The 24,270-nt window shown below is 67.9% G+C and carries 23 protein-coding genes; 16 read left to right on the top strand and 7 right to left on the bottom strand.

Annotated elements, in window-relative coordinates; genetic code table 11:
- The first annotated feature begins 27 nt into the window (after positions 1-27).
- Both E3T33_RS11390 and E3T33_RS11385 read left to right on the top strand, forming a co-directional pair.
- Positions 28-1,896, top strand: a complete 1,869-nt coding sequence (locus E3T33_RS11390) for a hypothetical protein (protein ID WP_134575332.1) — start codon at positions 28-30, stop codon at positions 1,894-1,896.
- A 249-nt stretch (positions 1,897-2,145) separates the two neighbouring features.
- Complete coding sequence (locus tag E3T33_RS11385) at positions 2,146-3,867, top strand: DUF4012 domain-containing protein (RefSeq protein ID WP_166784478.1); 1,722 nt, start codon at positions 2,146-2,148, stop codon at positions 3,865-3,867.
- A gap of 7 nt (positions 3,868-3,874) precedes the next feature.
- Here E3T33_RS11385 and E3T33_RS11380 read toward each other — a convergent pair whose 3' ends face one another.
- Complete coding sequence (locus E3T33_RS11380) at positions 3,875-4,351, bottom strand: GtrA family protein (protein WP_092322841.1); 477 nt, start codon at positions 4,349-4,351, stop codon at positions 3,875-3,877.
- A gap of 65 nt (positions 4,352-4,416) precedes the next feature.
- On the opposite strand from E3T33_RS11380, the gene E3T33_RS11375 reads away from it, so the two are divergent.
- On the top strand, positions 4,417-5,226 hold the full coding sequence (locus E3T33_RS11375; protein WP_134575331.1) for a glycosyltransferase family 2 protein: 810 nt from the start codon (positions 4,417-4,419) through the stop codon (positions 5,224-5,226).
- Positions 5,223-6,683, top strand: a complete 1,461-nt coding sequence (locus E3T33_RS11370; protein ID WP_092322844.1) for a hypothetical protein — start codon at positions 5,223-5,225, stop codon at positions 6,681-6,683. The genes E3T33_RS11375 and E3T33_RS11370 overlap by 4 nt, the downstream gene beginning before the upstream one ends.
- A 25-nt stretch (positions 6,684-6,708) precedes the next feature.
- On the opposite strand, the gene E3T33_RS15285 is transcribed toward E3T33_RS11370, so the two are convergent.
- The gene (locus E3T33_RS15285) at positions 6,709-6,849 is read right to left on the bottom strand and encodes a hypothetical protein (RefSeq protein WP_166784477.1); all 141 of its coding nucleotides are present in this window, start codon (positions 6,847-6,849) and stop codon (positions 6,709-6,711) included.
- A 135-nt stretch (positions 6,850-6,984) separates the two neighbouring features.
- On the opposite strand from E3T33_RS15285, the gene E3T33_RS11365 reads away from it, so the two are divergent.
- From E3T33_RS11365 to E3T33_RS11330, 8 genes are all read left to right on the top strand, one after another.
- Positions 6,985-8,298: a UDP-glucose/GDP-mannose dehydrogenase family protein gene (locus E3T33_RS11365; protein WP_092322846.1), complete on the top strand. Its 1,314-nt coding sequence runs from the start codon at positions 6,985-6,987 to the stop codon at positions 8,296-8,298.
- The gene (locus tag E3T33_RS11360; RefSeq protein WP_134575330.1) at positions 8,298-9,341 is read left to right on the top strand and encodes an LCP family protein; all 1,044 of its coding nucleotides are present in this window, start codon (positions 8,298-8,300) and stop codon (positions 9,339-9,341) included. The genes E3T33_RS11365 and E3T33_RS11360 overlap by 1 nt, the downstream gene beginning before the upstream one ends.
- A gap of 142 nt (positions 9,342-9,483) precedes the next feature.
- A complete protein-coding gene (locus E3T33_RS11355; RefSeq protein ID WP_134575329.1) occupies positions 9,484-10,539 on the top strand; it encodes a 2-keto-3-deoxygluconate permease in 1,056 nt (351 codons plus the stop codon).
- Positions 10,536-11,879: a four-carbon acid sugar kinase family protein gene (locus E3T33_RS11350; protein WP_092322850.1), complete on the top strand. Its 1,344-nt coding sequence runs from the start codon at positions 10,536-10,538 to the stop codon at positions 11,877-11,879. Before E3T33_RS11355 ends, E3T33_RS11350 begins: the two co-directional genes overlap by 4 nt.
- Positions 11,876-12,901, top strand: coding sequence for a 4-hydroxythreonine-4-phosphate dehydrogenase PdxA (pdxA, locus tag E3T33_RS11345; protein ID WP_092322852.1), 1,026 nt, complete (start codon positions 11,876-11,878; stop codon positions 12,899-12,901). The genes E3T33_RS11350 and pdxA overlap by 4 nt, the downstream gene beginning before the upstream one ends.
- 218 nt (positions 12,902-13,119) lie before the next feature.
- Positions 13,120-14,037 carry a GntR family transcriptional regulator gene (locus E3T33_RS11340; protein ID WP_166784476.1) on the top strand — a complete coding sequence of 306 codons (918 nt, stop codon included), beginning with the start codon at positions 13,120-13,122 and terminating at the stop codon, positions 14,035-14,037.
- A 175-nt stretch (positions 14,038-14,212) separates the two neighbouring features.
- The gene (locus E3T33_RS11335; RefSeq protein WP_134575328.1) at positions 14,213-16,075 is read left to right on the top strand and encodes a hypothetical protein; all 1,863 of its coding nucleotides are present in this window, start codon (positions 14,213-14,215) and stop codon (positions 16,073-16,075) included.
- Between the two features lie 126 nt (positions 16,076-16,201).
- On the top strand, positions 16,202-16,657 hold the full coding sequence (locus tag E3T33_RS11330) for a hypothetical protein (protein WP_241982921.1): 456 nt from the start codon (positions 16,202-16,204) through the stop codon (positions 16,655-16,657).
- Positions 16,658-16,668: 11 nt separating this feature from the next.
- On the opposite strand, the gene E3T33_RS11325 is transcribed toward E3T33_RS11330, so the two are convergent.
- Entirely contained in the window at positions 16,669-17,220 is a 552-nt protein-coding gene (locus E3T33_RS11325; protein WP_092322857.1) for an NUDIX hydrolase, read from the bottom strand.
- The gene (locus E3T33_RS11320) at positions 17,217-18,407 is read right to left on the bottom strand and encodes a hypothetical protein (protein WP_092322858.1); all 1,191 of its coding nucleotides are present in this window, start codon (positions 18,405-18,407) and stop codon (positions 17,217-17,219) included. Before E3T33_RS11320 ends, E3T33_RS11325 begins: the two co-directional genes overlap by 4 nt.
- A 209-nt stretch (positions 18,408-18,616) precedes the next feature.
- Here E3T33_RS11320 and E3T33_RS11315 point away from each other — a divergent pair, with 209 nt between their 5' ends.
- On the top strand, positions 18,617-19,627 hold the full coding sequence (locus E3T33_RS11315; RefSeq protein ID WP_241982920.1) for a dipeptidase: 1,011 nt from the start codon (positions 18,617-18,619) through the stop codon (positions 19,625-19,627).
- Here E3T33_RS11315 and E3T33_RS11310 read toward each other — a convergent pair.
- Both E3T33_RS11310 and E3T33_RS15685 read right to left on the bottom strand, forming a co-directional pair.
- A complete protein-coding gene (locus E3T33_RS11310; protein WP_134575327.1) occupies positions 19,624-19,926 on the bottom strand; it encodes a hypothetical protein in 303 nt (100 codons plus the stop codon). The genes E3T33_RS11315 and E3T33_RS11310 overlap by 4 nt on opposite strands.
- A 237-nt stretch (positions 19,927-20,163) precedes the next feature.
- Positions 20,164-20,292 (bottom strand): hypothetical protein, encoded by a 129-nt coding sequence (locus tag E3T33_RS15685; RefSeq protein WP_255452816.1) that lies wholly within the window; start codon positions 20,290-20,292, stop codon positions 20,164-20,166.
- 91 nt (positions 20,293-20,383) lie between these two features.
- On the opposite strand from E3T33_RS15685, the gene E3T33_RS11305 reads away from it, so the two are divergent.
- Both E3T33_RS11305 and E3T33_RS11300 read left to right on the top strand, forming a co-directional pair.
- On the top strand, positions 20,384-20,647 hold the full coding sequence (locus E3T33_RS11305; RefSeq protein ID WP_166784475.1) for a helix-turn-helix domain-containing protein: 264 nt from the start codon (positions 20,384-20,386) through the stop codon (positions 20,645-20,647).
- Positions 20,647-21,948, top strand: a complete 1,302-nt coding sequence (locus tag E3T33_RS11300; RefSeq protein WP_134575326.1) for a HipA domain-containing protein — start codon at positions 20,647-20,649, stop codon at positions 21,946-21,948. Before E3T33_RS11305 ends, E3T33_RS11300 begins: the two co-directional genes overlap by 1 nt.
- 76 nt (positions 21,949-22,024) lie before the next feature.
- Here E3T33_RS11300 and E3T33_RS11295 read toward each other — a convergent pair whose 3' ends face one another.
- Positions 22,025-23,311, bottom strand: a complete 1,287-nt coding sequence (locus tag E3T33_RS11295) for a hemolysin family protein (RefSeq protein ID WP_134575325.1) — start codon at positions 23,309-23,311, stop codon at positions 22,025-22,027.
- A 212-nt stretch (positions 23,312-23,523) separates the two neighbouring features.
- Between E3T33_RS11295 and E3T33_RS11290 the strand changes: the two genes are divergently transcribed.
- Positions 23,524-24,153, top strand: coding sequence for a DUF2510 domain-containing protein (locus E3T33_RS11290; RefSeq protein ID WP_166784474.1), 630 nt, complete (start codon positions 23,524-23,526; stop codon positions 24,151-24,153).
- Positions 24,154-24,270: the final 117 nt, after the last annotated feature.

Below are 24,270 nucleotides of genomic sequence, written 5' to 3'. Positions count from 1 at the left end.
TGTGATCCGGGCAACCAGTCAGTGGACGTGAGCGGGGTTTCTCCCGGTCACGCTGACGTGCCGGTCGCGTCGCGGCGGTCGTTCCTGAGGGTCACTGGCATCGCAGCCGCGGGCATCGCAGGAGGCGCCGCAGCGCCGTTGGTCACTCCCTCGGACGAGGCCTTCGCGGCGCTGCTCGACAGCCGCGCCGCTCGGACTGAGGTTTCTCTATCGACTGCCTTTGAGCGCGTGTTCAAGCCGGAGGCGCATGGCGCTGTGGGAGATGGCCTGGCCGATGACACCGCGGCAGTGGTCGCTGCATTCACGGCCGCAGCGGCCTCAGCGCGAGTTGGCGTCGTTTCTACAATATTTCACCCGGGCGCAGTCGTCGTGCTCGAAGGGGAGTATAACTTAGCGACCCTGACTGGGGCGATTGATGTTACCTGCAATGTGCGCGGCTCGGCTGCCGTTCTGATCGCACCCCGGGCATACGGAGGCACGGTCCTCCTTGTCGGGCATCCCGCATTCGGGAGCATTCTGCAGAACGCCGACATTGTTTTGCCGGACGTCGTCAAAGTGGGGTCTACATCTTTGACGCCGGGAAGCGTCGGCATTCGCGTGCAGAACCTCTACAACAGCAACCTGAATTTTGGGCGCACTGCCTACTTCGAGACGGGCATCCACTTCACCGGGCTCGGGAACGGCACTGTCTATAACCGAATCTTTATTGGCTGGGTGTCTTACGCCAAGGTTGCAGTGAGACTGGTCCCGGACCTTGGCGGGTGGGTCAATCAGAATACGTTTGTTGGTGGCGGCATCCAGCAGTCGTCAGGTTTCGGCGGTGGAGGTACGCGCCGAAGCGAGTGGCGGCACCTGGTCATGGACGGCCTTACCATCAACTCGGTGAATGGGAATACCTTCGTTGGGACATCGTTCGAGGGGGACGTTTCCGAGTACACAATTTCGTTACATAACGCGCTGCAGAACCTGTGGCTCGGCTGCCGCTTCGAGCAGGGCACTCGCGGCCGTGCGGCCTCAGTTTCTGGCTCGACGGTCACGTCGGTGGCACATGGCCTCAAGGTCGGTAATGTCGTCACGTTCACCGCAGCCGTGGCGCCCACAAAGATGTACCAGCTAAGTCCGTACTACGTGGTCACTGTGCATAGCCAGGACAAATTCTCGGTCTCGCGCAAGCGGGGAGGCGCCGCGATCGCGTTCGGCTCGTCTGGAACTTCGCTTGCGTATTTTCGCCCGCCCACGATTCGATACGACGGGACGGGGGGCAACTGCTCACGAAACGTCATACAGCACCCGCAAACAGCGTTTAGCGTGCTTGAACAGATATTCGTTGCGGGGGCGACGGACAACTCCGTCCAGATGGGCGGAAGCACGACTGCCGATGTCTACGCCGCGGACGACTTGCCCCCAATCCGCGCGCGAAACAGTGCCTATGCGCCGGCCGTCCGTCCGCTTTTCGCCGCCTACCCTGCGGCACAGAATCCTGTCGAAAACCCAAGAGGGTGGACGGCCGCATTGTCCGACCGGGGACTCCTTTTCGCGGCCAACGAGGAAGAGACCGGGACGATCGGCAACACCCTAGGGATACTGACCTACAAGCGACCCGATGACCCGGCGAGCTATGAGATCGCATCGGTTCGAAGGTCGCCCCGCCTGATCGTCGTTAGTGCTCTCTCCTGCCCGGCGCGAACTACGAAAACAATGACGTTCGCCCTTGTCGGTGCATCCGTTCTTGACCACGTCCTCGTCACCATGCTGTCCCATGTCCCGGGACTAGTTCTCTCACACGCGTACGTGTCGGTCAGGGACACGGTCACAGTCATCTTCGCTAACTTGACGTCTGCGCCAATCGCATTGTCCACTTCGTTGAACGCGATTGTGTTCCGCCGGTTCTATTGACCAGCCAGATCGGTCGGCGTCATTTGTTCTGCGCCCGGGCCATGCGCTAGGTGACGCAGATCCCGCACGTCGGGGCCCGCTAGCAACACGAGACTGTCATTAGGGAGAAGCTGGCCGGGGAGCGGTGGGACCGGAGGGTAATCCGCCCGGCCGCGGCAACAGGTCGCGGTCCCGGGCTAGTGTTTACCAAATATGGGAAAACGTGCTTTGTCCAGAGAGCCACTGAACAAACGCGCGAAGGCTTGGGTTTTGGGCAGTTTTGGAGCGGCGCTGCTGGTTTTCGGCGGAGTGGCGCTCGTGATGACGACCCACATGGTGCAAGCCAAAGGCGAACTTGAAGCGGCGATTCCGATGGCAGCGGCCGTACAGAAGCAATTGGTTGCCGGTGACAACGAAGCAGCCGCCCTCAGCGCCCGAAAGCTCGAATCTCACACGAAAAAGGCGGCTGGCGCAACGGGCGGTCGTCTGTGGCGTGCGCTCGAATGGGTTCCGGTCGCGGGCCCCAACCTGGCCGCAGTGCGGGTGGCAGCCGTTGCGGTCAACGACCTTGCGGTCAATGCGGTCGTTCCCGCCACGGGACTCAGTATCGACCAGCTCAAGCCTGTTCATGGTCGGATCAACCTTGAGGCTCTCGCAGCCATGGAAGGAACCGTTCAGGCGGCGAACGCGTCAGCCAATCGAGCGAGCGCGCAGTTGGCCCGAGTGGATCGGGCGGGGCTCTTCGGCCCAGTCGAGGCGGGCATTGCCCGCCTTGACAGCGGGCTGGGCCAGGTCGGGGGGCTGCTCGATGGCCTTGAGAAAACCGTTAAGGTTCTCCCCGGTGCGTTGGGCGCGGAGGGGCCGCGCAACTACCTCATGTTGTTCCAGAGCAATGCGGAATCACGCGGCACCGGAGGAAACCCGGCCGCCATGGTGCTTCTCACTGCCGAGGACGGGAAGATCTCAATCTCCCAGCAAGCATCCAGTACCGACTTCGTCAATGCGCGGCCCAAACCGATCATTCCGCTGGACCGTGAGACGGAGGCGCTCTACGGCGACAAGATCGGGCGCTGGATTCCTGACATGACCCTCACCCCCGACTTCCCGTTTACCGTCAAACTCGCGAAGGCCTACTGGGCGGAATCATTCGGCACCAGGGTTGACGGCGTCATCTCCTTCGACCCAGTCGCGCTCAGCTACCTGTTGGGTGCCACCGGCCCGGTCACGCTCGCAACGGGAGACACACTGACCGCGGAAAATGCTGTGCCATTGCTCCTCAACGAGGTCTACTTCCGCTATGAGGATCCGAAGGTCCAGGATGTCTTCTTCGCCGCCGCCGCCGCGTCGGTTTTCGATGCCATCACCTCCGGCGTCGGAGACACCGGAGCGCTCGTCCAGCAGCTGACGAGGGCGACGGATGAAGGCCGGCTCATGTACTGGACGGACGACAAGTCCCAGAGCAAGATCCTCGCCGGCACACGACTCACAGGCACTCTCCCCACGGATAACGCGAACGCCACTGTCGTTGGCGCGTACATCAACGACAACACCGGCTCCAAGATGGACTACTACCTTGACGTGACCAACGACGTGACGTCTACGCAGTGCCAGGCCAGGAAACCCGTCCTGACCGGAAGCGTCACCCTCACCTCGACCATCAACGCTGCCGACGCGCGACACTTACCCGCGTACATTGCCGGAGTGAACTTCCGGCCGGGAGACATCAGCACCGACGTCGTGCTCTACGGGCCGGTTGGGGCGACCATTGACTCCGTTCAAGTGAACGGGCACAAGGTCAAGCCGTCATACAGTGGCCAGCACTTGGGCCGACCTGCGGTCAAGGTCAGGGTCTTCAATGTCCCTGGTGCCGTGCGGAAGATCAGTTACACGATGACCGGCGCCCCGGGCAAGTACGGCCCGCTCGAGGTGCACGGCACCCCCATGGTGCGCCCGACGCCGGTCACGCTGTCCACGCCGGGATGCATGCAGTAGGCACGCCTCAGCGGAGAGCGGCCGGGCTCGGAGCGGCCGCCGGCGCCGCGCGCACGCCGCGGAAAACCACGAAGTGGTAGAGCAGGAAGCGCACCAGCACGACCAGCACGATGCTGCCCAGGTTGACGATGTTAACCAGTAGCGGGCCGGGCGCGGTGTGCAGCAGCCGCTCGGCCAGCCAGACCCCGGCGATGACGAGTGCGGCGCCGAGGCCGGTGCAGGCTGCGTTGACGACGATGAACAGCGCCGTCTCCAGAGTGCGGTGGTGCCGGCCCCGGTCGCGGAAGGTCCACTCGCGGTTGCCGAAGTAGGCGTTGACCAGGGCCACGAGTGACGCGACCACCTTCGCCGCCAAGACGTCCCAGCCCAACATGAGGTAGATCACGTTGAAGACGCCGATTTCGATAAGCGTGCTGATCCCGCCGACCAGGAGGAACCGGGCGCCCAGTCCGGCCAGGCCTTTCACTCGGGATCGACTCATCATGGCTGCACTACGCTACTACGAGAGCCCGGGAATCACGTTTTGGGCGGCCAGCTCTAGGAGTCCGCGTGCAGTTGCACCATCTTGCCGTGGTCATGCCGGCCCACAACGAGGCCGAAGGGCTCCCCGGCTTCCTCGCCGAAATCGCCGAGCATGTCGCCCCGCTCGCCGACCTGGTGAGCATCGTCGTGGTCAACGACGTGTCGACTGATTCGACGGCAAAGGTGCTGGCGGCCCTCCTGGAGACCTCACCTGGCCTCACCGTGATCACCGCCGCGATCAACCGGGGGCACGGCCCCACGGCCCTCGCCGCCTACCGTGCCGGGCTCGCGCTCGAGCCGGATGCGATCGTGCACGTCGACGGCGACGGCCAGTTCGAGGGGAAGGACTTTCCCGCGCTCGTGCATGCCCTCGACGGCGCCGACGTCGTGCACGGGGTGCGCGAGCAGCGCACCGAACCCTGGTATCGGCGGGTGTTGACGGGATCGGTCGGCCTCGTGGTTGCGCTGGCGACGGGGGCTCGTATCCCCGACGTCAACACGCCACTGCGCGCCTACCGGCCCGACGTGCTGGCACGTCTCGTTGACCTGGTTCCCGAGGCCGCCCTCGTGCCGCACGTGCACTTCTCGGTCGCCGAGCGCCGGCTCGGCTTGCGCGTGCGCCATGTGCCCGTGCGCAGTATCCCGCGCCGCGGGAGCGTGGCGACCGGCAGCATGTGGGGGGAGCAGGCGAAGCAGCCGATGCTTCCGCCGCCCCGGCTGCGCGATTTCAGTCGCCGGGCCGCGCTGGAGGTGTGGCAGTACTCGCTGCGGCCGGGTCTCGACAAGCTCGACCACCGGGTGGAGGCGGCGGCCGCGTCGGGTGCGCCCCGGCCGTGACGCTCTTGCGCCGGGCGGTGTTCCCGCTGGCCCTGGCGGCGGTCGTGCTCGCGCACCTGCTCGTCGCCGTTCCCAGCCTGGTCGAACTGCGCCTCTGGGAAGACGAGGCGTTCAACCTGACCGTGCCGCTCAATCTGCTCCGCGGCCTGGGTTACACGAGCGACGGCACCTTGTCCGGAAGCCAACTCACGCCGTTCGACCCGAGGATCTCCACCGGCCCGGTCGTGCTTCTGCCGGTCGCCGCGGCGCTCGCCACGGGCGCCGACATGGTGCTGGCGGGGCGCAGCGTCATACTTCTTTTCTTTGCGGCCCTGCTAGTGGGGCTCTGGCTTGTGGGGAGCCGCATCGGCGGCAAATGGGCCGGCCTGGCGGCCGTGGCCGTGCCGCTCGGACTGGACGCGAACGCGTCGCCGTCGCCGTTGCAGGGCCCCGCCGACATCCTCGGTGAGATCCCCGCGGCCGCGCTCCTGGTGTTCGCCCTCGCCGTCCTCCGCTCTCGGCCGTGGCTCGCCGGGCTCTTCCTCGGCCTGGCCGTTCAGTCCAAGACCATTGCGCTCCTGGCCGCGCCGGCCCTCGTGCTCGCGGTGTTCCTCAGCGAGCCGGGGCAGACTGTGCGGCAGCGGCTGCGCCGGCTCCTTCCCTTCGTCGGCATGGCTGCGGTCCCGACGGCGCTGTTCGCCCTGTGGCAGCTGATCGAGCTCGGACCGGCGGGCTTCGCGGTGACCACACGCCACTTCGTCGGATTCCTTCTCTCCGGCGGCCAGACCGGAACGTGGTCGCCGTTCGAGAAACTCACCGCGCTGCAGTCGGACTGGCGCCTTCCCCTCGCGGTCACCGCACTGGTCGCGCTCGGCGCACTCGCGCACGGACTCGCCGCGGTGATGGTGCTCCGTCGCGGTGGCGAGCTGCCCGCCGACGTCGTCGCCCGCACGCCGCGGCGTGACCTCGTCGTGCTCCTGGCCGCCTCAGCCCTCGGGCTGCTCACCTGGCTCGGCTGGTGGCTCGCCTCCGCGCACACGCCCGTGTGGATTCGGCACCCCTCGCCCGGGCTGTTCGCCTTCGTGCCTGTGCTGGCCGCGTTCGTCGTGCTGGCGTTGCGGGTCGTGGCCCGCGAACGCCAATTCCGGGTGCGCGCGGTGGCGATCGCCGGGGCCGCGGCGCTCACGGCGGTCCTGGCCGTGCAAATGGCCGGGCATGTGGGTGAGGTGCGCAGTCACACAGGCGAGACGCTCACCGATCAGCGCCGGGTGGCGGCCGAGATCGCGGCACTTCGCGTGGACTGGTTGGCGGGTGTCTGGGGCGGCACCGTCAGCGTGACGGTGATGTCGGGCGCCCATGCCGCGCTCGTTGACGCGCCGGATGTCGCCGACCTGCCGAGAATCCGGCACCACGCGGGCTTGCCCTGCGGGTCTCTACTGCTAGCTGCGGGCCCGTACGTTGTGTGCGAGGCGCCGTAGCGCCGGGATAGAGGTCATTCGCCAGCTACATCGTGAAGGCGGCGTAACCGCCGAAACCCGCGGCGGCCGCGCACAGCGTCAGCAGCGTGTACTGCAGCCATTTGTGGCTGCGTCCCCGCCGAAGTATGGCCTTATGGCCCATCTGTTCCGGCCGGATTTTCGTCATTACTGCATCCTATCGGCGCAAAGCCCTGCTAGACCGGTCGTACTATCCCCAGAACGGGGGCTTTTGGGCGCAGGATTCATGCGGGGAATCGCTCAGGGATGCACCGGTAGGCTCGGGGGATATGTGGAGAAGCGCATGAGAATTTCCGTTATCGGCTGTGGCTACCTGGGCGCTGTGCACGCGTCGGCCATGGCCGAACTCGGCCACGACGTCGTCGGGATCGACGTCGACACCGACAAGATCACCAGGCTGTCCCAGGGCCGGCCGGTCTTCTTCGAGCCGGGTCTGGCCGAAGTACTCACCTCGGCCATCGGCTCTGGCCGACTGCGCTTCAGCACCGACATCGCGGACGCCGCGGGCGCGCAGGTGCACTTCATCGCGGTCGGCACCCCGCAGAAGCAGGGAAGCCATGCCGCCGACCTCCGTTACGTCGACGCCGCGGTGCAGTCGCTGCTGCCGCACCTCGCCGTGGGCGACCTCGTTGTCGGCAAGAGCACGGTTCCCGTGGGCACGGCGGCGCGTCTCGCCGACCTGATCACGGCATCCGGCAGCGGCGCCACTCTCGCCTGGAACCCCGAGTTCCTGCGCGAAGGATTCGCCGTGCAGGACACGGTCAGCCCCGACCGCCTGGTCTACGGCGTGCCGGCGGGCGAGGCCGGCGAGCACGCGACGGGCCTTCTGAACGAGGTCTACGCGGCGGCGATCGCCGCCGGCACCCCGACTGTGGTCACCGACTACGCGACATCCGAGCTCGTGAAGGCCGCAGCGAACGCGTTCCTCGCCACGAAGATCAGCTTCATCAACGCGATGGCGGAGATTGCCGAGGTCTCGGGCGCCGACGTCACCCAGCTCGCGGACGCGATCGGCTTCGACGACCGCATTGGGCGCCGGTTCCTCAACGCCGGCGTCGGCTTCGGCGGCGGTTGTCTTCCCAAGGACATCCGCGCCTTCACCGCCCGCGCCGAGGAACTCGGCCGGGGCGAGTCGGTGGCCTTCCTCAAGGAGGTCGACGCGATCAACCTGCGCCGCCGCCAGCGGGTCGTCGAGCTCGCGGTCTCGGCGCTGGCCGGTCCCGTCTACCACTCGAAGGTCGCGGTGCTTGGGCTCAGCTTCAAACCCGACTCCGACGACGTGCGCGATTCCCCGGCGCTGGACGTGGCGGTGCAGCTGCGCGGCCTCGGCGCCGACGTGGTCGCCACCGATCCGCAGGCCATCGACAATTCGCGGGCGCGGCATCCGCAACTCACCTACTCGACCGACCTCGAAGAGACCCTGCGTGACGCGGACGCCGTAGTCCTGGTCACCGAGTGGCCCGAGTTTCGGGAGCTTGACCCGGTGTGGGCGGCGACCCTCGTGCGCACCCCCACAATTGTGGATGGACGCAATACGCTCGACGCGGCCGCTTGGCGTGCCGCCGGGTGGACCTACCTTGGATTGGGACGACCTTAGTGACTGACATCTTTTCAGGCCCGGGCCTCAAGCCAAAGCCTGCGCGCACGCGAGCCTCCAAGCGCAAGCGAGGGCGAATCGCACTGATCGCCATCGGCGCGGTCCTGCTGCTGGTCGGCGGCATCGTCGGCGTCTACGCGTGGACGCTCAGCAGTACTTTCGACGGCACGGAGAAGATCGCCGGCGCCTTCCCCACGGACGACAGCAGGCGGCCGCTGGCGCTCACGGGCGACGCGGGCGAGGCGCAAAACATCCTGCTGCTCGGCTCCGACACGCACGGTTCGAACAACGGTTCACTCGCGGACATGAAGGAGCAGCGCTCCGACACGATCATGATCGCGCACATCCCGGCCGACCGGAAGAACATCTACGTCATGTCGATCCTGCGCGACAGCTGGCTCGACATCCCCGGGCGCGGCCAGGCGAAGATCAACGCGGCCCTGGCTTACGGGGGAGTGCCACTGGCGGTGGAGACCATCGAAGGTGTGCTGGGCGCGCGGATCGATCACGTGGCCATCGTCGACTTCACCGGCTTCAAAGGCATCACCGACGCGCTCGGCGGCGTGGACATCGACAGCCAGGTCCCCTTCAAGGCGGGCGGCCACCAGTTCTCCCAGGGCGTTCAGCACGTCGATGGTGAGCAGGCCCTCTCATTCGTGCGGGAGCGTAAATCGTTCAATGACGGCGACTTTCAGCGCGCGCGCAACCAGCAGGCCTTCATCAAGGCGGTTCTGACGAAAACGCTGAGCGCGGAAACCCTGACCAACCCGGGCAAGATCAGCGGCCTTGTCGGCGCGGTCGCCCCGTTCCTCGCGGTCGATCAGGGCCTCACCTCCGGCTACGTCGCCAGCCTGGGAGTGGAGATGCGCGACGTGCGGGTGGGAAACGTCACGTTCTTCACCATGCCGACGCTCGGCACCGGCACTTCACCCGACGGGCAGTCGATCGTGAACATCGACTGGGAAGAGCTCAAGGCTGTGCAGAAAGGGTTCCAGACCGACACCCTCGACACCTATGAGCCGAAGGTGCAGACGATCGGTTAGGCCTTCGGGCTGCGCTCCGCCCGAAGTCCGCTACGTAAGCCATGACGCAGAATTGAAGTGGCGATATTCGCTTGAGTGTAGGTACACTATGTACGTACACACCTCGCGGGCATCGACGCCCCTTCAGTTAAGGAGATTCGCCATGGAAGCCGAATCCAGAATCAAGAGCCGAGTTCCCCTGTTCGACGGCATGAACAGGATCCCCGGCGGGTTGATGCTCATTCCGCTCATCCTGGGATCCGTTGTCGGAACCTTCGCTCCCGGCGTCCTGGCCATGGGCAACTTCACCACCGCACTCTTCCAGGGCAGCGCGCTGCCCCTGATCGGCCTGCTGATCTTCGCAACGGGCATGCAGATCACGCTGAAGACCTCCGGGCCGGTTCTCGCCACGACCGGCGTCATCCTGCTCTTCAAGTCGATCATCCCGGCCACCATCGTCGTGCTCATCGCCCAGCTGGTGGGCATCAACGGAATCCTCGGCGTCTCGATCCTCGCCCTGCTCGTGATCGTCGACAACAGCAACGGCGGCCTCTGGCTCGCGTTCACCGGCCGCTACGGCGACGCCCGCGACCGCGGCGCGTACATGGCCTCCGCCATCAACGACGGCCCGTTCTTCTCCATGCTCTTCCTCGGCGTCGCCGGCCTCGCCGACATCCCGTTCCAGCTGCTGCTCGCCGCCGTCATCCCCCTCGTGCTCGGCATCATCGTCGGCAACCTCGACCAGCGCTGGACCGAGATCATGCGCCCGATCCCGAACATGGTCATCCCCTTCTTCGCGTTCGCCCTCGGCACCGGCATCAACCTGGGCAACGTGCTCAACGGCGGCCTGTCCGGCCTCGTGGTCGGCGCAATCGCCACGCTGGTCACCGGAGGGCTCGCCTACATCGGCTACCGCTTCGTGCTGCGCCGCGGCAACAAGTCGGGTATCGGAATCGCCGTGGGCACGACCGCCGGCAACGCCATCGCGACCCCCGCCATAATCGCGGCCGCCGACCCCAGCTTCGCGCCGTTCGTCGAGATTGCCACCGCACAGGTCGCATCCGCCGTGCTCGTGAGCGCCGTGCTCGCCCCGCTGCTCGCGGCCTGGGTGCTCAAGCGCGAAGGCGGGCTCGTGGATGCCGCCGCAATCGCCGAGCCCCAGCCGGAGCCGACAGCCGGCGAGCCGATCGCTCAGGGCGGCCGGACCGACGCTCGATGAGCGAGGCGCGCCGCCAGGCAGCGGTGGCCATCGGCATAGCCGCCGATGACCTGACCGGCGCGGGCGATTCGGCCGTGCAGTTCGCCCGTCGAGGCTGGCGCGCCCGGCTCACCCTGGGCACGCCGAGCCTGGATGCCCTGCTGCCCGGCTCGGTTCTGGCCGTCGTCACGGACTCCCGCGCCCAGCCGGACCAGGCCGCCCGGGAAGGCACCGCAGCCGCGGTGACCGCCCTCGGCCGGGCCGGCGCCACGCGCCTGTTCCTCAAGATCGACTCCACCATGCGGGGATCGGTCGCCCACCAGGTGCTCGGCGCCCTGGAGGCCTGGGAGGCTCACCACCCGGGCGCCTTCGCCGTCGTGTGCCCGGCCTACCCGGCCATGGGCCGCACCGTGGCGCACGGCCGAGTGCTGGTCAACGGCGACGGCGTGGAGGCCACCGCGATCGGCCTGGACCCGGTGACGCCGGTCACAACGAGCGCCCTGAGCGATCTTCTGCCGGGGAGCACCGCGGTGGCTCCCGGGCAGGGGGCGGTCGCCTGCGTCGCCCGCATCACAGCGGTCGTGGCCTCGGGTGCCCGGGTCGTGACCCTGGATGCGAGTACCGACACCGAACTCGCCGAGATCGCCGCCGCGGTCGCCGAGCTCGGCCCGCGGGCCGTTCCGGTCGGCTCGGCCGGTCTGGCCGTGGCCATGGCCGAGGTCTGGGCGGGAGCGACGAATGACGCGTCCCCGGTCGATCGCCCGCCGGGCGTCGACCGGGTGGTCGTAGTGGTCAGCTCGCTGCACGAGGTTTCCCGCGCCCAGCATTCGACCATGGTCGAGTCGCTGCCGGCCGACCAGCATCGCGCGTTCGCGCCGACACTGGCCGAGTTCCTCAGCCCGGATTGCGTCGACGACTGGATCGGCCGGGAGCTGGCCTCCGCCCCCGGCCTGCCCCGTGTCATCACGATCACCGCGCCGAGCGAGCGGCCCGGCACGGAAGCCGGCCTCTCCGCCGGGGGCACTCCCTCGATGGCGATTGCCGCCGGTCTAGCCACGATCACCGCGGCCGTCTTCGACCACGGCAGCGTCGGAGCCCTCGTGCTCATGGGCGGGGAGGGCGCTCGAGCCGTGCTCGACCGACTGGGCGCCGATTCCGTGCTCGTGACCGACGCCATCCGCGAAGGCATCCCCATTGGCGTGGTCGAGGGTGGGCGGGCGCACGGGCTCACCGTTGTCACCAAGGCCGGTGGGTTCGGCGACGTGCGCTCGGTCGCTGACATCCTGCCCGAACTCGTGCACCCCGATTCCTCGGCCGCCCGCGTGCGCGGCCAACTGCTCAACCTAGGAGAAACCCCATGACGCTTCCCAGACTCGCCGTCACCATTGGCGACGTGGCCGGCATCGGCCCCGAAATCACGGCCAAGGCTCTGCTCAACCACGACGACCTGCGCACCAGGTGCATTCCCGTTGTCGTGGGCGACGAAGCCGCCATGCGCCGCGGCGTTCTCAACGTGGGCGGCGACCCGAGCGCCATCCGCGTGATCACCAGCGTCTCCGAGGCGAAGAACCTGCCCGGCACGATCGAGCTGCTGCAGACCGGCCCGTCGCTGGCGGACGTTCCGCTCGGCTTGCTCAGCGCGGCCGCCGGGGACGGCGCCTACCGCTTCGTGGTGGAGGCCTGCCGCCTCGCCCGCGAGGGAGAAGTGGACGGCATCGTCACCGCTCCGCTGAACAAGGCGGCCATGCACGCGGGTGGCCACAACTGGCCCGGCCACACCGAGCTTCTGGCGCACGAGTTCGGGGTGAAGAACTTCTCGCTCGTGCTCTCCGCGGGGGACCTCTACTTCTTCCACCTGACCACGCACGTTTCGATGCGCCAGGCCATCGAGGGCATCACCTTCGACCGCACCCTCAACGTGCTCGAACTCGCCGGCGCCTTCGCCCGGTCCATGGGCAAGCCCAACGAGCTGATCGGACTGGCCGGGCTCAACCCCCACGCCGGGGAGAACCGCCTCTTCGGCGACGAGGACGCCGACATCCTGGCTCCCGCCGTCGCGGCGGCCAGGGCCCGGGGGCTCAATGTCGTCGGCCCGCTGCCCGGCGACGCCCTCATCCCGGCGGCCGTGCGGGGCAAGTACAACCTGGCCGTGGTCTGCTACCACGACCAGGGTCACGCGCCCTTCAAGGCGGTCTACGGCGATGACGGCGTGAACATCACGGTCGGCCTGCCGGTCGTGCGGGTATCCGTCGACCACGGCACGGCCTTCGACATCGCGGGCAAGGGCATCGCCCGGGAGGCGAGCCTGGTGCTGTCGCTCGAGCGCGCGGCCGAGCTCGCCCCGGGCTGGGACCATGTCTGGCAAGCAGCCCAGGCCGCGTAGCGCGGGTCTCCCCATTCGTTCGTGTCGGGTCGATGCGCGGGTACTACGCCGCTTCGCCGGCGATGCGCCACCCGCGCAGCGGCGTTGGGCCCGCGCAGCTCGAGATCTCGAGCGAGCAGCCGAGCTGGCCCCGGGCTGGGATCATGTCTGGCAAGCAGCCCAGGCCGCGTAGCGCGGGGGCGTCCGGGGCCGCCGCGGCTGGAATATACGATGGCACCATGTGGCTAAACGAGGTATCGCCCGGGGCGGTCGACTCGACCAGCCGCACGCCGATGCACAGCCAGGTGAGCGCGATCATCCGTTCCCGCATCGCCGACGGTGAGCTCCCGCCCGGGTCGAGCCTACCGACCGAGGCCGAGTTGCAGGACCGGTTCGGGATCTCCCGGTCGGTCGTGCGGCAGGCGCTCGCCGCGCTGACGGCCGAGGGGCTGATCAAGCGCGGTCGCGGGCGGGGGAGCGTCGTCGCCCCCCGCGGTGAGCATCACCGCCTGGTGCAGCGGATGTCGGGCCTCTCCACCCAGATCGCGGCGGAGGGCGCCCAGGTGACCACGGAGGTGCTGCACCTCGCCCCGGAGCGGAACGCCCATGCGGAAGCGGCGCTCGCGACCTCAGCGGTGCTCGGAATCCGGCGCCTGCGTTCGGTGGGGAACGAGCCGATTGCGCTCATCCACACCTGGCTTCCGGTGTCGCTCGGCGGGCGGCTCAGCGCCGAAGATCTGACGAACGCATCCCTGCACGCGGTGATGCGGGACAAGCTGGGCGCGTCGATCGTGTCCGGCCGCCGCCAGGTGCGCGCCGTGCCCGCCTCGGCGGCGCTCGCGCAGGCCCTGGGCGTGACCGTCGGGGCGCCGGTGCTGCTGCTCGAGGGAACCAGCCTCGACGAGAACGGGCTGCCGATCGAGGTCTTTTCGACCTGGCACCGGGCCGATCGGGTCGTCTTCGACATCGATGTGCTGAACGAGGGCCCCGTCCCGGCGCAGCGCCCGGTGGAGCCCGGTGGGTTTGGTGCCGGTGGCGCTGGGGCGGGCGTTGGCGCGGCTCCGGAGGCTGAGGTCTCCGACCGCGCGGAACTGGCCCAGCGTGCCCGCGTACTCGCGCTGCAGCTGCAGCAGCTCTCCGAGGATCTGGAGCAGTAGGCACGAGCCGGTCACCGGCCCGTCATAGCGACAAGTGCACCCCTGACTGGGGCCAGCCGCTGGCGCTGTGAGGTCTCACGCTCTCACTAGCCTCTGGGAGGCAGCACAAAAGAGCTGAAGCTCATGGGGGTACTCGTACATGTCTCGTCGACGTCATTTTGCCGTGCGATCGGCGGTGGCAGCCAGCCTCGTGCTCGGTGCGATCGCCTCGGCCGCTCCGGCCTTCGCCCAAAGCGCGGAAGAGCCGGTAGTCGTGTCGCCAGCGGCGAGCGGTGTCGAGCTGGATCAGGCGATCGACGGTTCTTGGTTCTGGCAGGTAACGCTGGATGTGCCCGAAGCGTATATCGGCAGCTGGGAACGCGATCTCGGGGTGTGGGGGTCCCCGGAAGAAGCCCAAGCTGCGGCCGGGCAGTCCAGGGAATGCGTGCAAGGGGCGATGAAGGGATTCCTGGACCAATTCGCCACTCATGCCGAGTTCGAACTTGCGAACGAATCCCTCGACCAGGACTCGTGGTCGACGTCGACGATCGACGACGAAGTGCGCGCCTGCCGCGACGCATCGGAATGGAAAGTGGAGCGTGCTTCGATCGACAATGCGGGCTACCGCGTCATCGACATTCCTCTGGACGTGGTCGGACCAGGCACGCACGAACTTTTTGTGATTGGACTGTCCACTCCCGCGAGCGGAAACCCCACCGTGCGCAATCCCGGATGCGCTCTGAAGGTTTGGGAGGGCGGCAAATGGGCCGGTGGCGGCTGCCCGTACGATGCCTCCGCCCCCGTCTACTTCACAGTGACGGTTCCTTCCCCTCCAGCCAGCGAAATGTTGTTGCAGAGTCGGGACGTCGAGAAGGGGTCCGCGTTCGACCCTTCAGTCTTCAGCACACTCAAACCACTGGATCAGACGGAGGATGCGGAAGCCTTGGCGCTCCACGTCGGCCTCACAGTCGCGCTGGCGCTCGTGCTGGCCATCCTGATCGCCCTGCCTACGGAGATGCTCAACTCGGTTGTCTCGGACAAGCACTCGAGGATCGCCGGCTTCTTCCGCTGGCTGCTTCCCGCTGGGCGTCGCGCCAAGCGGAGCGGGGCACGGCCCGTCGATGACATCGTGGCCGATCGCAAGAGGCCGCTCGTGGTGCAGCGAATCTTCGGCGGGGTGTCCGGCTGGTGGTCGGTCCCCGTGCTGGTCGCGGGCGCAGTCATCGCCAGCTTCGCCGAGCCTGATTTCGGGGTGAACTGGATGTCGCTCAGGCTGATCCTTACCTTGTTCGTCGCGTTCCTCATCGTCAACTTGGGCGGCACATTCTTTGCCTGGCTGGTGACGCGACGGCGAACCGGCGCGGAACGCCCTCGGTTGACAGCGCGGCCGCTGTTCCTTGTCCTCATTCTCGTGACCGTGCTGTTTGCGAAATTCCTCCACGTCGAGCCGGCGCTGATCTTCGGTACGGTGCTGGCGATCGACTTCGGCAGCCGCCTGTCCAAAGCGCGCAGCGCGGCGGTCACAACGGTCGGCGCCGCCTACCTGATCGTCATTGGTCTCGGAGCGTGGGTCGGCTACAGCGCATTAGTCGGGTCCACGCTGAAATCGGCCTTCGGCCTCAGCGGGATCCCTGACGCGTTCATCTTGCCGATCTCCGGCGCCCTCTACGACGCTCGGCTCGCGCTCGGAGAGCTCGCGAGCGTGCTCGTCGTGGAGGCCATCTCGACCGTGCCGATCGCCCTGCTGCCGCTCGCGTTCCTGAGCGGGGCATCCCTCTGGGCCTGGAAGCGCTGGGTGTGGGCGCTCGTCTACGCGGCTGGGCTTGCCGTGTACTCCTTCGTGCTGGTGCCCATGCCGAAATCATGGGAGACGGTGCCGGAACCCCTGATGCTGTGGATCGCCATCTTCGCTGGCTACGCGGCTTTCGCCCTGGCCGTTTGGGCGGTCTTCTACTTCATCAACAAGAGGCAGCCCGAGCCCGAGTCCGAGAACGGGCCGGCGTTACCGCCAGTCCGGGGCCCTGTGTCGGATGAGCCCGTGCTGAGCCGCGTCGGGTAGGCCGTAGGGGCCAGGAGACCGGGCGGCTGGTACGCCGACCCCTCCGGAGCGCTCCGGCAGCAGTGGTGGGACGGGGCCAAGTGGACCGAACACCTGCACGACCCCGCGCTGGAGAAGTACGGGGCCGTGCATAGGCCGGTCGTCGGGCCGGCCACGCCCGTCTACAGCGCCTCGATCTGGATGATCATCGGGCTGCCCCTGCTCTCGCTGTTCGCGGTTGCCTCGTTCGACATGACGGAGTACCTGATCGGCGCCACGTCAGGCCTGGCCGTCGTCAACCTGGACTACGTGTTCCTGCAGGGCCTCGGCTTCGCCATCTACGTCGCCTCGGTGATCTTCGCGTTCCTCGACTGGCGGAGACTGCTCGCCGACGCGTTCGAGCGCCGATTCCGCTGGGCGTGGGCCATCCTCTCAGTGGTGGTCTATGTGATCGGACGTTCGGTTGTGGTGAACCGGCAGGCCGGCCGCGGGCTGTGGCCGATCGGCGCCCTGGCTGCGCTGATCGTGCTGGAAATCGTCGTGCTCGGGGTCAAGTTCGAGGAGGCGATGCCGGCCCTGATGCTGGCGGTATCCGGCTCCTGACCGGCGGCGCGTCACTCGTCAGCGAAGAGGAGCGCGAGCGCCGCGAGGGTGTGCGCATCCGAGAACTCGCCGCGACGCGTCATCGGTTTCAGGGCGGTACGTTGCACCCAGACGACGGCGTTGACCTCGCCGTCGAGGGCGGCCGGGTGCTGGGCGGGGTCGACTGTCGCTGTAACGACGGCGACACGGCCGGGCAGCAGGGCGCTGTCGGTGACGTAGCCGCCGAGCACCCGGGAATCGCTTGCCCGGTACCCGGTCTCCTCGAGTAGCTCTCGCTCGGCATCGGCGCATTGGGCTGCCTCGGCCGAGTCGAACGCGCTCGGGTCGTTCTCGCCGAACCCGCGGGGCAGCTCAAGAAGCTCCGCGCCCGGCCCGGGGCGGAACTGGCGCACCAGGAGAATGCGCTCGGCATCTCCGGCGATCACCACGACACCGGGCCTGCCGTTCTGGGCGATCAGTGTGTGCGAGGTGAAAGTGAGGCCCGACGGCAGGGTGACCTGCTGCCGGGTGAGTTCGAGTCGGGGGGAGTCCTCCCACAGGTAGACGGTTTCGGGCTCGCTCATCGCCGGCCTGCGCTCACGGAGATTACGCCACGCAGGCTGAGCCGTGATGTCTGCCAGATCGTCAGCAGGGTTCCCCAGGGCATCGACGCGAGGGCGACCAGCGCGAGGATCCACGCGGTCTCAATCCAGTCCCAGCGCTCCGGAACGAAAGGGAGCCCCACAGTGAGAGCGATTGCCGCAAGCAGGAACCGGATGGCGCTGCTGGTGACCACTTCGCGTCGCGATGGGATCGCGAGGTGCTGGCGCACCGCATACCCGATCCCGTTGACCGCCGATTGGCTGGGGCTCTTGGCCAGCCGGGCCCGCTGCGGGCTCACGGCATAGTGCAGGCTCGCGAACACGGTGGGCGGGGCGGCCGTCATGGTGTCGATGACCGATCCGGAGAAATGGAACCTGCGCCGGGACGCGTCGCCGCGCCCTTTGTCGAGCGGATCTGCTGTCGCGCGCGGCTTGAACCGGATCCAGTCCGCGTTGGTGACCTGCGCGAGCGCGTCGAGGTAGGCGTCATTCCACCAGGTGTGCACGGCATCGAAGTCGGTCACCTGGGGTGAGAGTTGCACGGCCGCGTCGTGGGTGGTTGTGAAAGTGCTGCGCCTGGTCAGGGTCGTCCCGACCGCCAACAGGCCGGCCGCCGGCTCCGAGAGGTTCGCCGGGCGGTCGACGCCGGTGAGGAGGGCGCGCCTGATCGCGGGATCGAACGGACCCTGCACGTGATCGGTATCCAGGGGGAGGAGACCTCGCTCCGAGGCGTCGATCCATGCGTCCCAGGCCGCCCGGACGCGCGGCGGCGGCCAAGCACCGTCGCCCCCGCCGAGGAAGCCGTGCTTACGCAGCTGCCAGGTGAATGTCGGGTCGGCTTCCTTTGCCTCGAGCGCCGCTCGCAGGGATCCGCTGAGAGTCGAGAGGATCAGGGGCAGGGGGAGGCCGGTGCGCCCGAGCCGCGCCGCGAGTTCCGTCGGGCCGACCGAGAGGAAGAAGACGCCGTCGAGGAGCATGGAGTCGGTGATGAGCACGTTTTCCGACAGGAGCACGCCGGTGCGAATCATCCCGAGGATACGGGCCTCGGCGATCGTTTGAGCGGCCACACCCACGCCGGCATACGCGTGCGACTGCTCGACGCTGTCGAGCTCGCCAATGAGGGCGCGCCGCAGAGGCGCCTTCGATGCGGCAGTGGAAGCGTTCGGCATGGTTCCCCCTCGGAAATTCACCCTATCCAATCGGCGGATTTCCTTGATGGATTGAGGGCTGGCGTGTGCGCGTGGCCCATCGCCATCTTCGCCGTCTACGCGGCGTTCGCGCTTGCGGTGTGGGCGGTCTTCTTCTCCGCGGACTAGAGAGTGCCCGGTTCGTCCCGAGCGGCAGCCCCGTGCAGGAGAATTGGGTGATGCGCGATCGGATGAACGAGTTACTGGCCGGCGTCCCCCTGATTGACGGGCACAATGACCTGCCGGACGCGCTGCGCGTGAGTGCCGGGTACTCGGTGGCGGGCCTCGACGCCGTGCGGGCGGAGTTGCAGACGGATATCCCGCGGCTGCGGCAGGGCAACGTGGGCGCGCAGTTCTGGTCGGTGTGGGTGCCGTCGGATCTGCCCGAGCAGGCGGCGGTCGTCGCGACCCTCGAGCAGGTGGACGCGGTCTACCGGCTCGTCACCGCGTATCCGCAGGTCTTCGGCTTCGCTGCCACGGCGTACGAGCTGGAGCGGGTCTGGGCGTCGGGGCGGATCGCCTCGCTGATGGGCATCGAGGGCGGGCACTCGATCGCCGAATCCCTCGGGGCGCTGCGGATGTTCGCCCGTCTGGGCGTGCGCTACATGACCCTCACCCACAACGACGACACCGCCTGGGCGGCCTCGGCGACCGGCCTGCGGCAGACGACCGGGCTGAACGACACTGGCCGGGCGATCGTGGCGGAGATGAACCGGATCGGGATGATCGTGGACCTCTCGCACACGGCGGAATCCACCCAGCTCGACGTGCTGGCGGCGACGACGGCCCCGGTGATCTTCTCGCACTCCTCGGCACGGGCGGTGACCGATCACCCGCGGAACGTGACGGACCGCGTGCTGGAGAAGCTCGCCGACAACGGCGGCGTGCTGCAGGTCACGTTCGTGCCGGGGTTCGTGTCTGCTCGGCCGGACGCCACTCTGGCCGACGTGGCCGACCACGTCGAGCACGCCCGCGCAGTGGCCGGGGTCGACCACATCGGCATCGGCGGCGACTATGACGGCACGCCGGTGCAGCCGCAGGGCCTGGAAGACGTGAGCACCTACCCGGCGCTGTTCGACGAGCTGGCGACCCGGGGCTGGTCGGCCGGCGACCTGCAGAAGCTCGCGGGGCGCAACATCCTGCGCGTGATGCGTGCGGTGGAGGATGCGGCGACGGAGCCGCTCTGGCCGGGGAGCCGCTAGCCGTACATGGTGATCAGGAGAACAAACCCGATCACCGTCACGGCGGCCGCACTGAGCCCGACAAGCGCATAGCGTCGGCCGGAAGTGCGCAGGCCGGCTGTCCCGGCGATGACCGCGCCCACGACGCCGACGGGGAGGAAGGCCAGCCCCAGGATTCGTACCCAGTTCGCCGGGTCGAGGGGCGTCGCCGTCAGCACCCACAACCACACCAGCGCTGCAATCCCGCTGAGACCGAAAGCGGCGCTCATGGCTCCAGCCAGGCTGGATCGCCCGGAAGCGGAACTCTGTGAGGTGCTCATTGCTAGCTCCTTGTCCGTTTGCGGGTGACCCGCCCATGGAGATCGCCGCGTGTCCTGCGGGGCACGGCGATGCTAGCCCTCATCTGGCGCCGGAATATGACCGCCAGGGGCCGCGCCACCGGAGATTTCGAGTTGCGCGGGCGGCGCGCCGCTTCGCGGGTGGCGCATCACGCGCGTAGCGGCGCACTACCCGCGCATTGGTCCACAACCAACGCATGAGGCGACACCCAGCGCAGGTCAGACGGTGGTGGCGTCTTCGATCTCTCCGATGAGCTCCTCGATGATGTCCTCGAGGAACAGGACGCCGGTCGCGACGCGGCGACGCCGACGCCGGGTGGCACCGACTGTGTGGGAAATACCCCACATTCAAAAATGTGGGTTATAACCCACTTGACGGGATGTGGGCTATGACCCACAATGAGTCATGTGGGTTGTTGCCCACATCGGAGGGAGCCGCATGGACGTGTACACCGCCCGGGACCTCGGCGCCGCAGCGCGCCAGAAACGCGAAACCCTCGGGATGACCCAGCAGGCCCTGGCCGACGCCGCCGGCGTCACCCGAGACTGGCTGCTCGACTTCGAGGCAGGCAACCCCAGCTCGTCCCTCGGCCGGGTCTTCACCGTGCTGAACACCCTCCACCTGCACGTCGACCTTACAGACACCCCGGAGGACGAGAGCGACAGCGCCCTCGACGACGTGTTCCGGGACCTGGACCGCTGATGGCACGCGAGCTCAGCGTCTACCTCGACGGCACCCACGCCGGGACGCTGCACCAGAGCGCCCAGGGCAACACCACGTTCCAGTACGACGACGCCTACCGCCTCGAGCGTCGCGGTCCCACCCCGCTGTCCCTGTCGATGCCGCTGACCCGCCGGGAACACCCCAACAGGGTCGTCCTGCCGTTCCTCCAAGGCCTCCTCCCCGACAGCCCCACCAAGCTCGACCAGCTCGCCGCCGAGCACCACACCTCAGCCCGGAACGCCTTCGGCCTCCTCGCCCATGTGGGCCGGGACGCCGCCGGCGCCGTCCAGGTGCTCCCGCCGGGGGAGGACTCGCCCGACGCCGCCACCCGGCAGGGCGATGTCACCCCGCTGACCGACGCCGAGGTGGGCGAGGTCATCGCGGACCTCATCGAGCACCGTGACACCTGGGGGCAGCAGCGCGCCGAAATGCACTGGTCCCTTCCCGGCGCCCAGCCCAAGGTGGCCCTGTTCCGGTTCGAGGACGGCACCTGGGGCACCCCGAGGGACTCGACCCCCACCACCCACATCCTGAAACCGGCCGTCCCGCCCTACACCGACCATGACGTGAACGAGCATGTAACGATGGCCGCCGCCCAGATACTCGGCCTGGCCGTGTCCAGGCACGAGCTGATGACCACCGACCGGGGCGACCGGGTGTTTGTCTCCACCCGCTACGACCGGCGGAAGCTCAGGGGCCGGTGGGCCCGGCTGCACCAGGAGGACCTCTGCCAGGCGCTCTCCGTCGCCCCGGCCCGGAAATACCAGCAGGACGGCGGCCCCGGCGTGAACCAGGTCGCGGCCCTGTTCGACAACCTCGCCGACCCCCGCGACGCGGCCGACAGCCGCCGCCGATTCTTCGACGCCCTCGTGTTCAACGTCTCCGCCGCCTGCACCGACGCCCACGCCAAGAACTTCTCCATGCTCCTCTCCGGCCGACGCGCCACCCTCGCCCCGCTCTACGACGTCGGCACCCACGCGACGTACTCGTCCCGGGAACCGCTGCGCTCGGCGATGATGCTCGACGACGAGTACACCCTTGACGCCATCGGCCTGCCGGAGCTACTCAAAGCGGCCACCAGGCTCCGTATCCCGGCCGACCTGGCCGCCGAGCGGGTCGCCTATATCCGGTCGAACCTGGCCGCAGCGTTCGCCGACGCGGCCGGCCGGACGACCGGCAGCCCCGAGGTGGCCGGATACGCGGCCACCGTCGCCAACTCCATCCACGAGCTCGTCGTCACCCGCGGCTGGGCCTGGCCGACCACCTCGGCCGGGGCCTGAAAGCCGAACAGGTCATAAACATCGAGGCGACCGGTTTCCGGTCAGGGACCTGCAGGTCCTGAATGGCTCCCGCCCCTCAAGGAGCGAGTACCTCGATGGTGGTGATTCGGAGCCGCTCCATGGCGGCAACCCTGAGCCGGCGCGCGCCGACGGTGACCGTGTCGCCGACGACGGGCAGGCGGCCCAGGCGAGCCGTGATGAAGCCGGCCGCAGTCTCGTACGGGCCGTCCTCGAGTTCGATCCCGGTGAGCTCCGCGAAGTCCTCGATGTTCACGCTTCCATCCACGATCAGCGCCGCACCGGATTCGTCGGAGCGGCGCACGGCCGCCGCCTCGGGGGCGTCACGCTCATCCCGCATCTCGCCGACGAGCTCTTCGACGAGGTCCTCGAGCGTCACGATGCCATCGGTTCCCCCGTATTCGTCGATCACGACGGCCATGTGTATTCCGGCGCGTCGCAGCTGGGTCATGGCAGGCAGGATGCGGTTCGTGCCCGGAAGAAACACGATCGGCCGCGCGAGGTCGGCGACCGTCCTCGCGCCGCGGTTCCCCTCCGGGTCGAGAAGATCGCGCACGTGCACGAAACCGATCACGTCGTCAACGGATTGGCCGATGAGCGGGTAGCGCGTGTACGGCATCGCCCGTACCTGGCCGATCGCCTCGGGGATCGTCTGGGTGCCGATCAGGAAGGCGACATCCGCGCGATGGCGCATCACTTCTCCGACGGTTCGATCCGCTGCCGTGAGGACTTCACCGAGGATTTTTCGTTCATCGACTTCGAGCCCTGGGTGGGCGCCGAGCAGATCTCGGAGCTCCTCGACGGACATTTCCTCCTTCCTGGCGTGCGGGTCTCCGCCGAAGATCCTCACGACGCCGTTCGTTGACACGGAAAGAAACCAGATCACCGGTCGCATCAGTGCAGCGAAGACCAGAAGCGGCGGGGCAAGCGCGAGCGAGAAACCGGCCGCGCTCTGCAGCGCAAGCCGCTTGGGCACGAGTTCGCCGAGCACGAGCGACAGGTACGCGATCAGCAGCGTCATGCCGATCAGGGCCAGCACGTCCGCCGCCCCCGCGGACAGGCCGAGCGCTTTCAGCAGCGGGGCGACATCCGGGGCCAGCGTTGACGCCCCATAGGCGGCGGAGAGGAAGCCGGCCACCGTAACGCCGATTTGGACCGCCGCGAGGAACCGGTTGGGGTCACGCGCGAGCGAGGCAACCTTGGCCCCGCGACTTCCTTGCTTCCGCAGCCCGTGCAGCTGGCTCTCCCTCAGGGACACCAACGCAATCTCCGTGGCGGCGAACACCCCGCCGATCAGCACGAAAAGCAGCACGAGCCCGAGATTGACCCACGTGTACACATCCACGAGCTCATTCTATGAATCCTGCCTCCTGCCCGGCGCTCTTCGACGAGCCGGCGACGCGGGGCTGGTCGGCCCGCGACGTGCAGAGGCTCGCGGGGCGCGACATCCTGCGCGGGTAACCGCTGATCGGGACTGCCGATATCCCCCAATAGGGGGCTGAGGCGCGGTGCCGCCGGCCCTCTATGCTGGCCGCACCCGAACATCAAGGAGCCCTCGTGACCGACACGGCAGGAACCATCTCCACGCAAGCAGGCTGGTACCCGGACCCGTCAGGGGCCCCCCGACAGCGCTGGTGGGACGGCGCGAGGTGGACCGAACACCTGATCGACCCCGCGGCGGCGAACAACCCGGCCGCCCGCGTGTCGCTGCGGGAGTCCGCGATGCCCGTCTACAGCGCATCCATCTGGATGATCGTGGGGCTTCCCCTTCTCTCCCTGTTCGCGCTCGTGGCGTTCGACCTGACCGGGTTCCTGATCGGATTCACGTCGGGGTTGTCCACCATGGTCGACCTCTCGGTCACATCGTGGCTGGCCCTTCTCAACCCGGACTTCTACTTCCTGTATGCCCTCGCCCTCGCCGCGCGGATCGCCTCGCTCATCTTCGCGTACGTCGACTGGCGGGGGCTGCGGTTCGACGGCATCGATCGTCCGTTCCACTGGGCCTGGTCCTTCCTGTCGGTGGAGCTGTACGTGCTCGGCCGCTCGATCGTCGTGCGCCGGCGCGTCGGCCGCGGTCTGCTGCCGATCGGCGTCATGGTGCTGCTCTGGGTGGTGAGCTACGGCGTGGTCACGCTCAAGATCGAGGACTCGATGCCGGCCGTGACGATGTGGCTCGGGAGCCTCTGACCTCGGTGTAGCTGACCTCTGTGTAGCCGGCCGCTGTGTAGCCGAGCCGTTGTGCTGGCCCCTGTGCGGGTTTTCCGCACGGCGGCGGCGTGCCCGTGTGACCATAACGGGGGGTAG

It is taken from the genome of Cryobacterium sp. TMT1-2-1 (assembly GCF_004403955.1).
Lineage (GTDB): Bacteria > Actinomycetota > Actinomycetes > Actinomycetales > Microbacteriaceae > Cryobacterium > Cryobacterium psychrotolerans.
The sequence above is the reverse complement of the archived record's forward strand: the minus strand, read 5'-3'. Positions and strand labels throughout refer to the sequence as shown.

Bases quoted from the DNA above. Each gene is read 5' to 3' on its own strand.
- E3T33_RS11380 (WP_092322841.1), bottom strand. From the start codon at position 4,351: ATGATGAGTCGATCCCGAGTGAAAGGCCTGGCCGGACTGGGCGCCCGG.
- E3T33_RS15285 (WP_166784477.1), bottom strand. From the start codon at position 6,849: ATGACGAAAATCCGGCCGGAACAGATGGGCCATAAGGCCATACTTCGG.
- E3T33_RS11365 (WP_092322846.1), top strand. From the start codon at position 6,985: ATGAGAATTTCCGTTATCGGCTGTGGCTACCTGGGCGCTGTGCACGCG.
- E3T33_RS11355 (WP_134575329.1), top strand. From the start codon at position 9,484: ATGGAAGCCGAATCCAGAATCAAGAGCCGAGTTCCCCTGTTCGACGGC.
- E3T33_RS11350 (WP_092322850.1), top strand. From the start codon at position 10,536: ATGAGCGAGGCGCGCCGCCAGGCAGCGGTGGCCATCGGCATAGCCGCC.
- pdxA (WP_092322852.1), top strand. From the start codon at position 11,876: ATGACGCTTCCCAGACTCGCCGTCACCATTGGCGACGTGGCCGGCATC.
- E3T33_RS11340 (WP_166784476.1), top strand. From the start codon at position 13,120: ATGTGGCTAAACGAGGTATCGCCCGGGGCGGTCGACTCGACCAGCCGC.
- E3T33_RS11325 (WP_092322857.1), bottom strand. From the start codon at position 17,220: ATGAGCGAGCCCGAAACCGTCTACCTGTGGGAGGACTCCCCCCGACTC.
- E3T33_RS11320 (WP_092322858.1), bottom strand. From the start codon at position 18,407: ATGCCGAACGCTTCCACTGCCGCATCGAAGGCGCCTCTGCGGCGCGCC.
- E3T33_RS11315 (WP_241982920.1), top strand. From the start codon at position 18,617: ATGAACGAGTTACTGGCCGGCGTCCCCCTGATTGACGGGCACAATGAC.
- E3T33_RS11310 (WP_134575327.1), bottom strand. From the start codon at position 19,926: ATGAGCACCTCACAGAGTTCCGCTTCCGGGCGATCCAGCCTGGCTGGA.
- E3T33_RS15685 (WP_255452816.1), bottom strand. From the start codon at position 20,292: ATGTGGGGTATTTCCCACACAGTCGGTGCCACCCGGCGTCGGCGTCGC.
- E3T33_RS11305 (WP_166784475.1), top strand. From the start codon at position 20,384: ATGGACGTGTACACCGCCCGGGACCTCGGCGCCGCAGCGCGCCAGAAA.
- E3T33_RS11300 (WP_134575326.1), top strand. From the start codon at position 20,647: ATGGCACGCGAGCTCAGCGTCTACCTCGACGGCACCCACGCCGGGACG.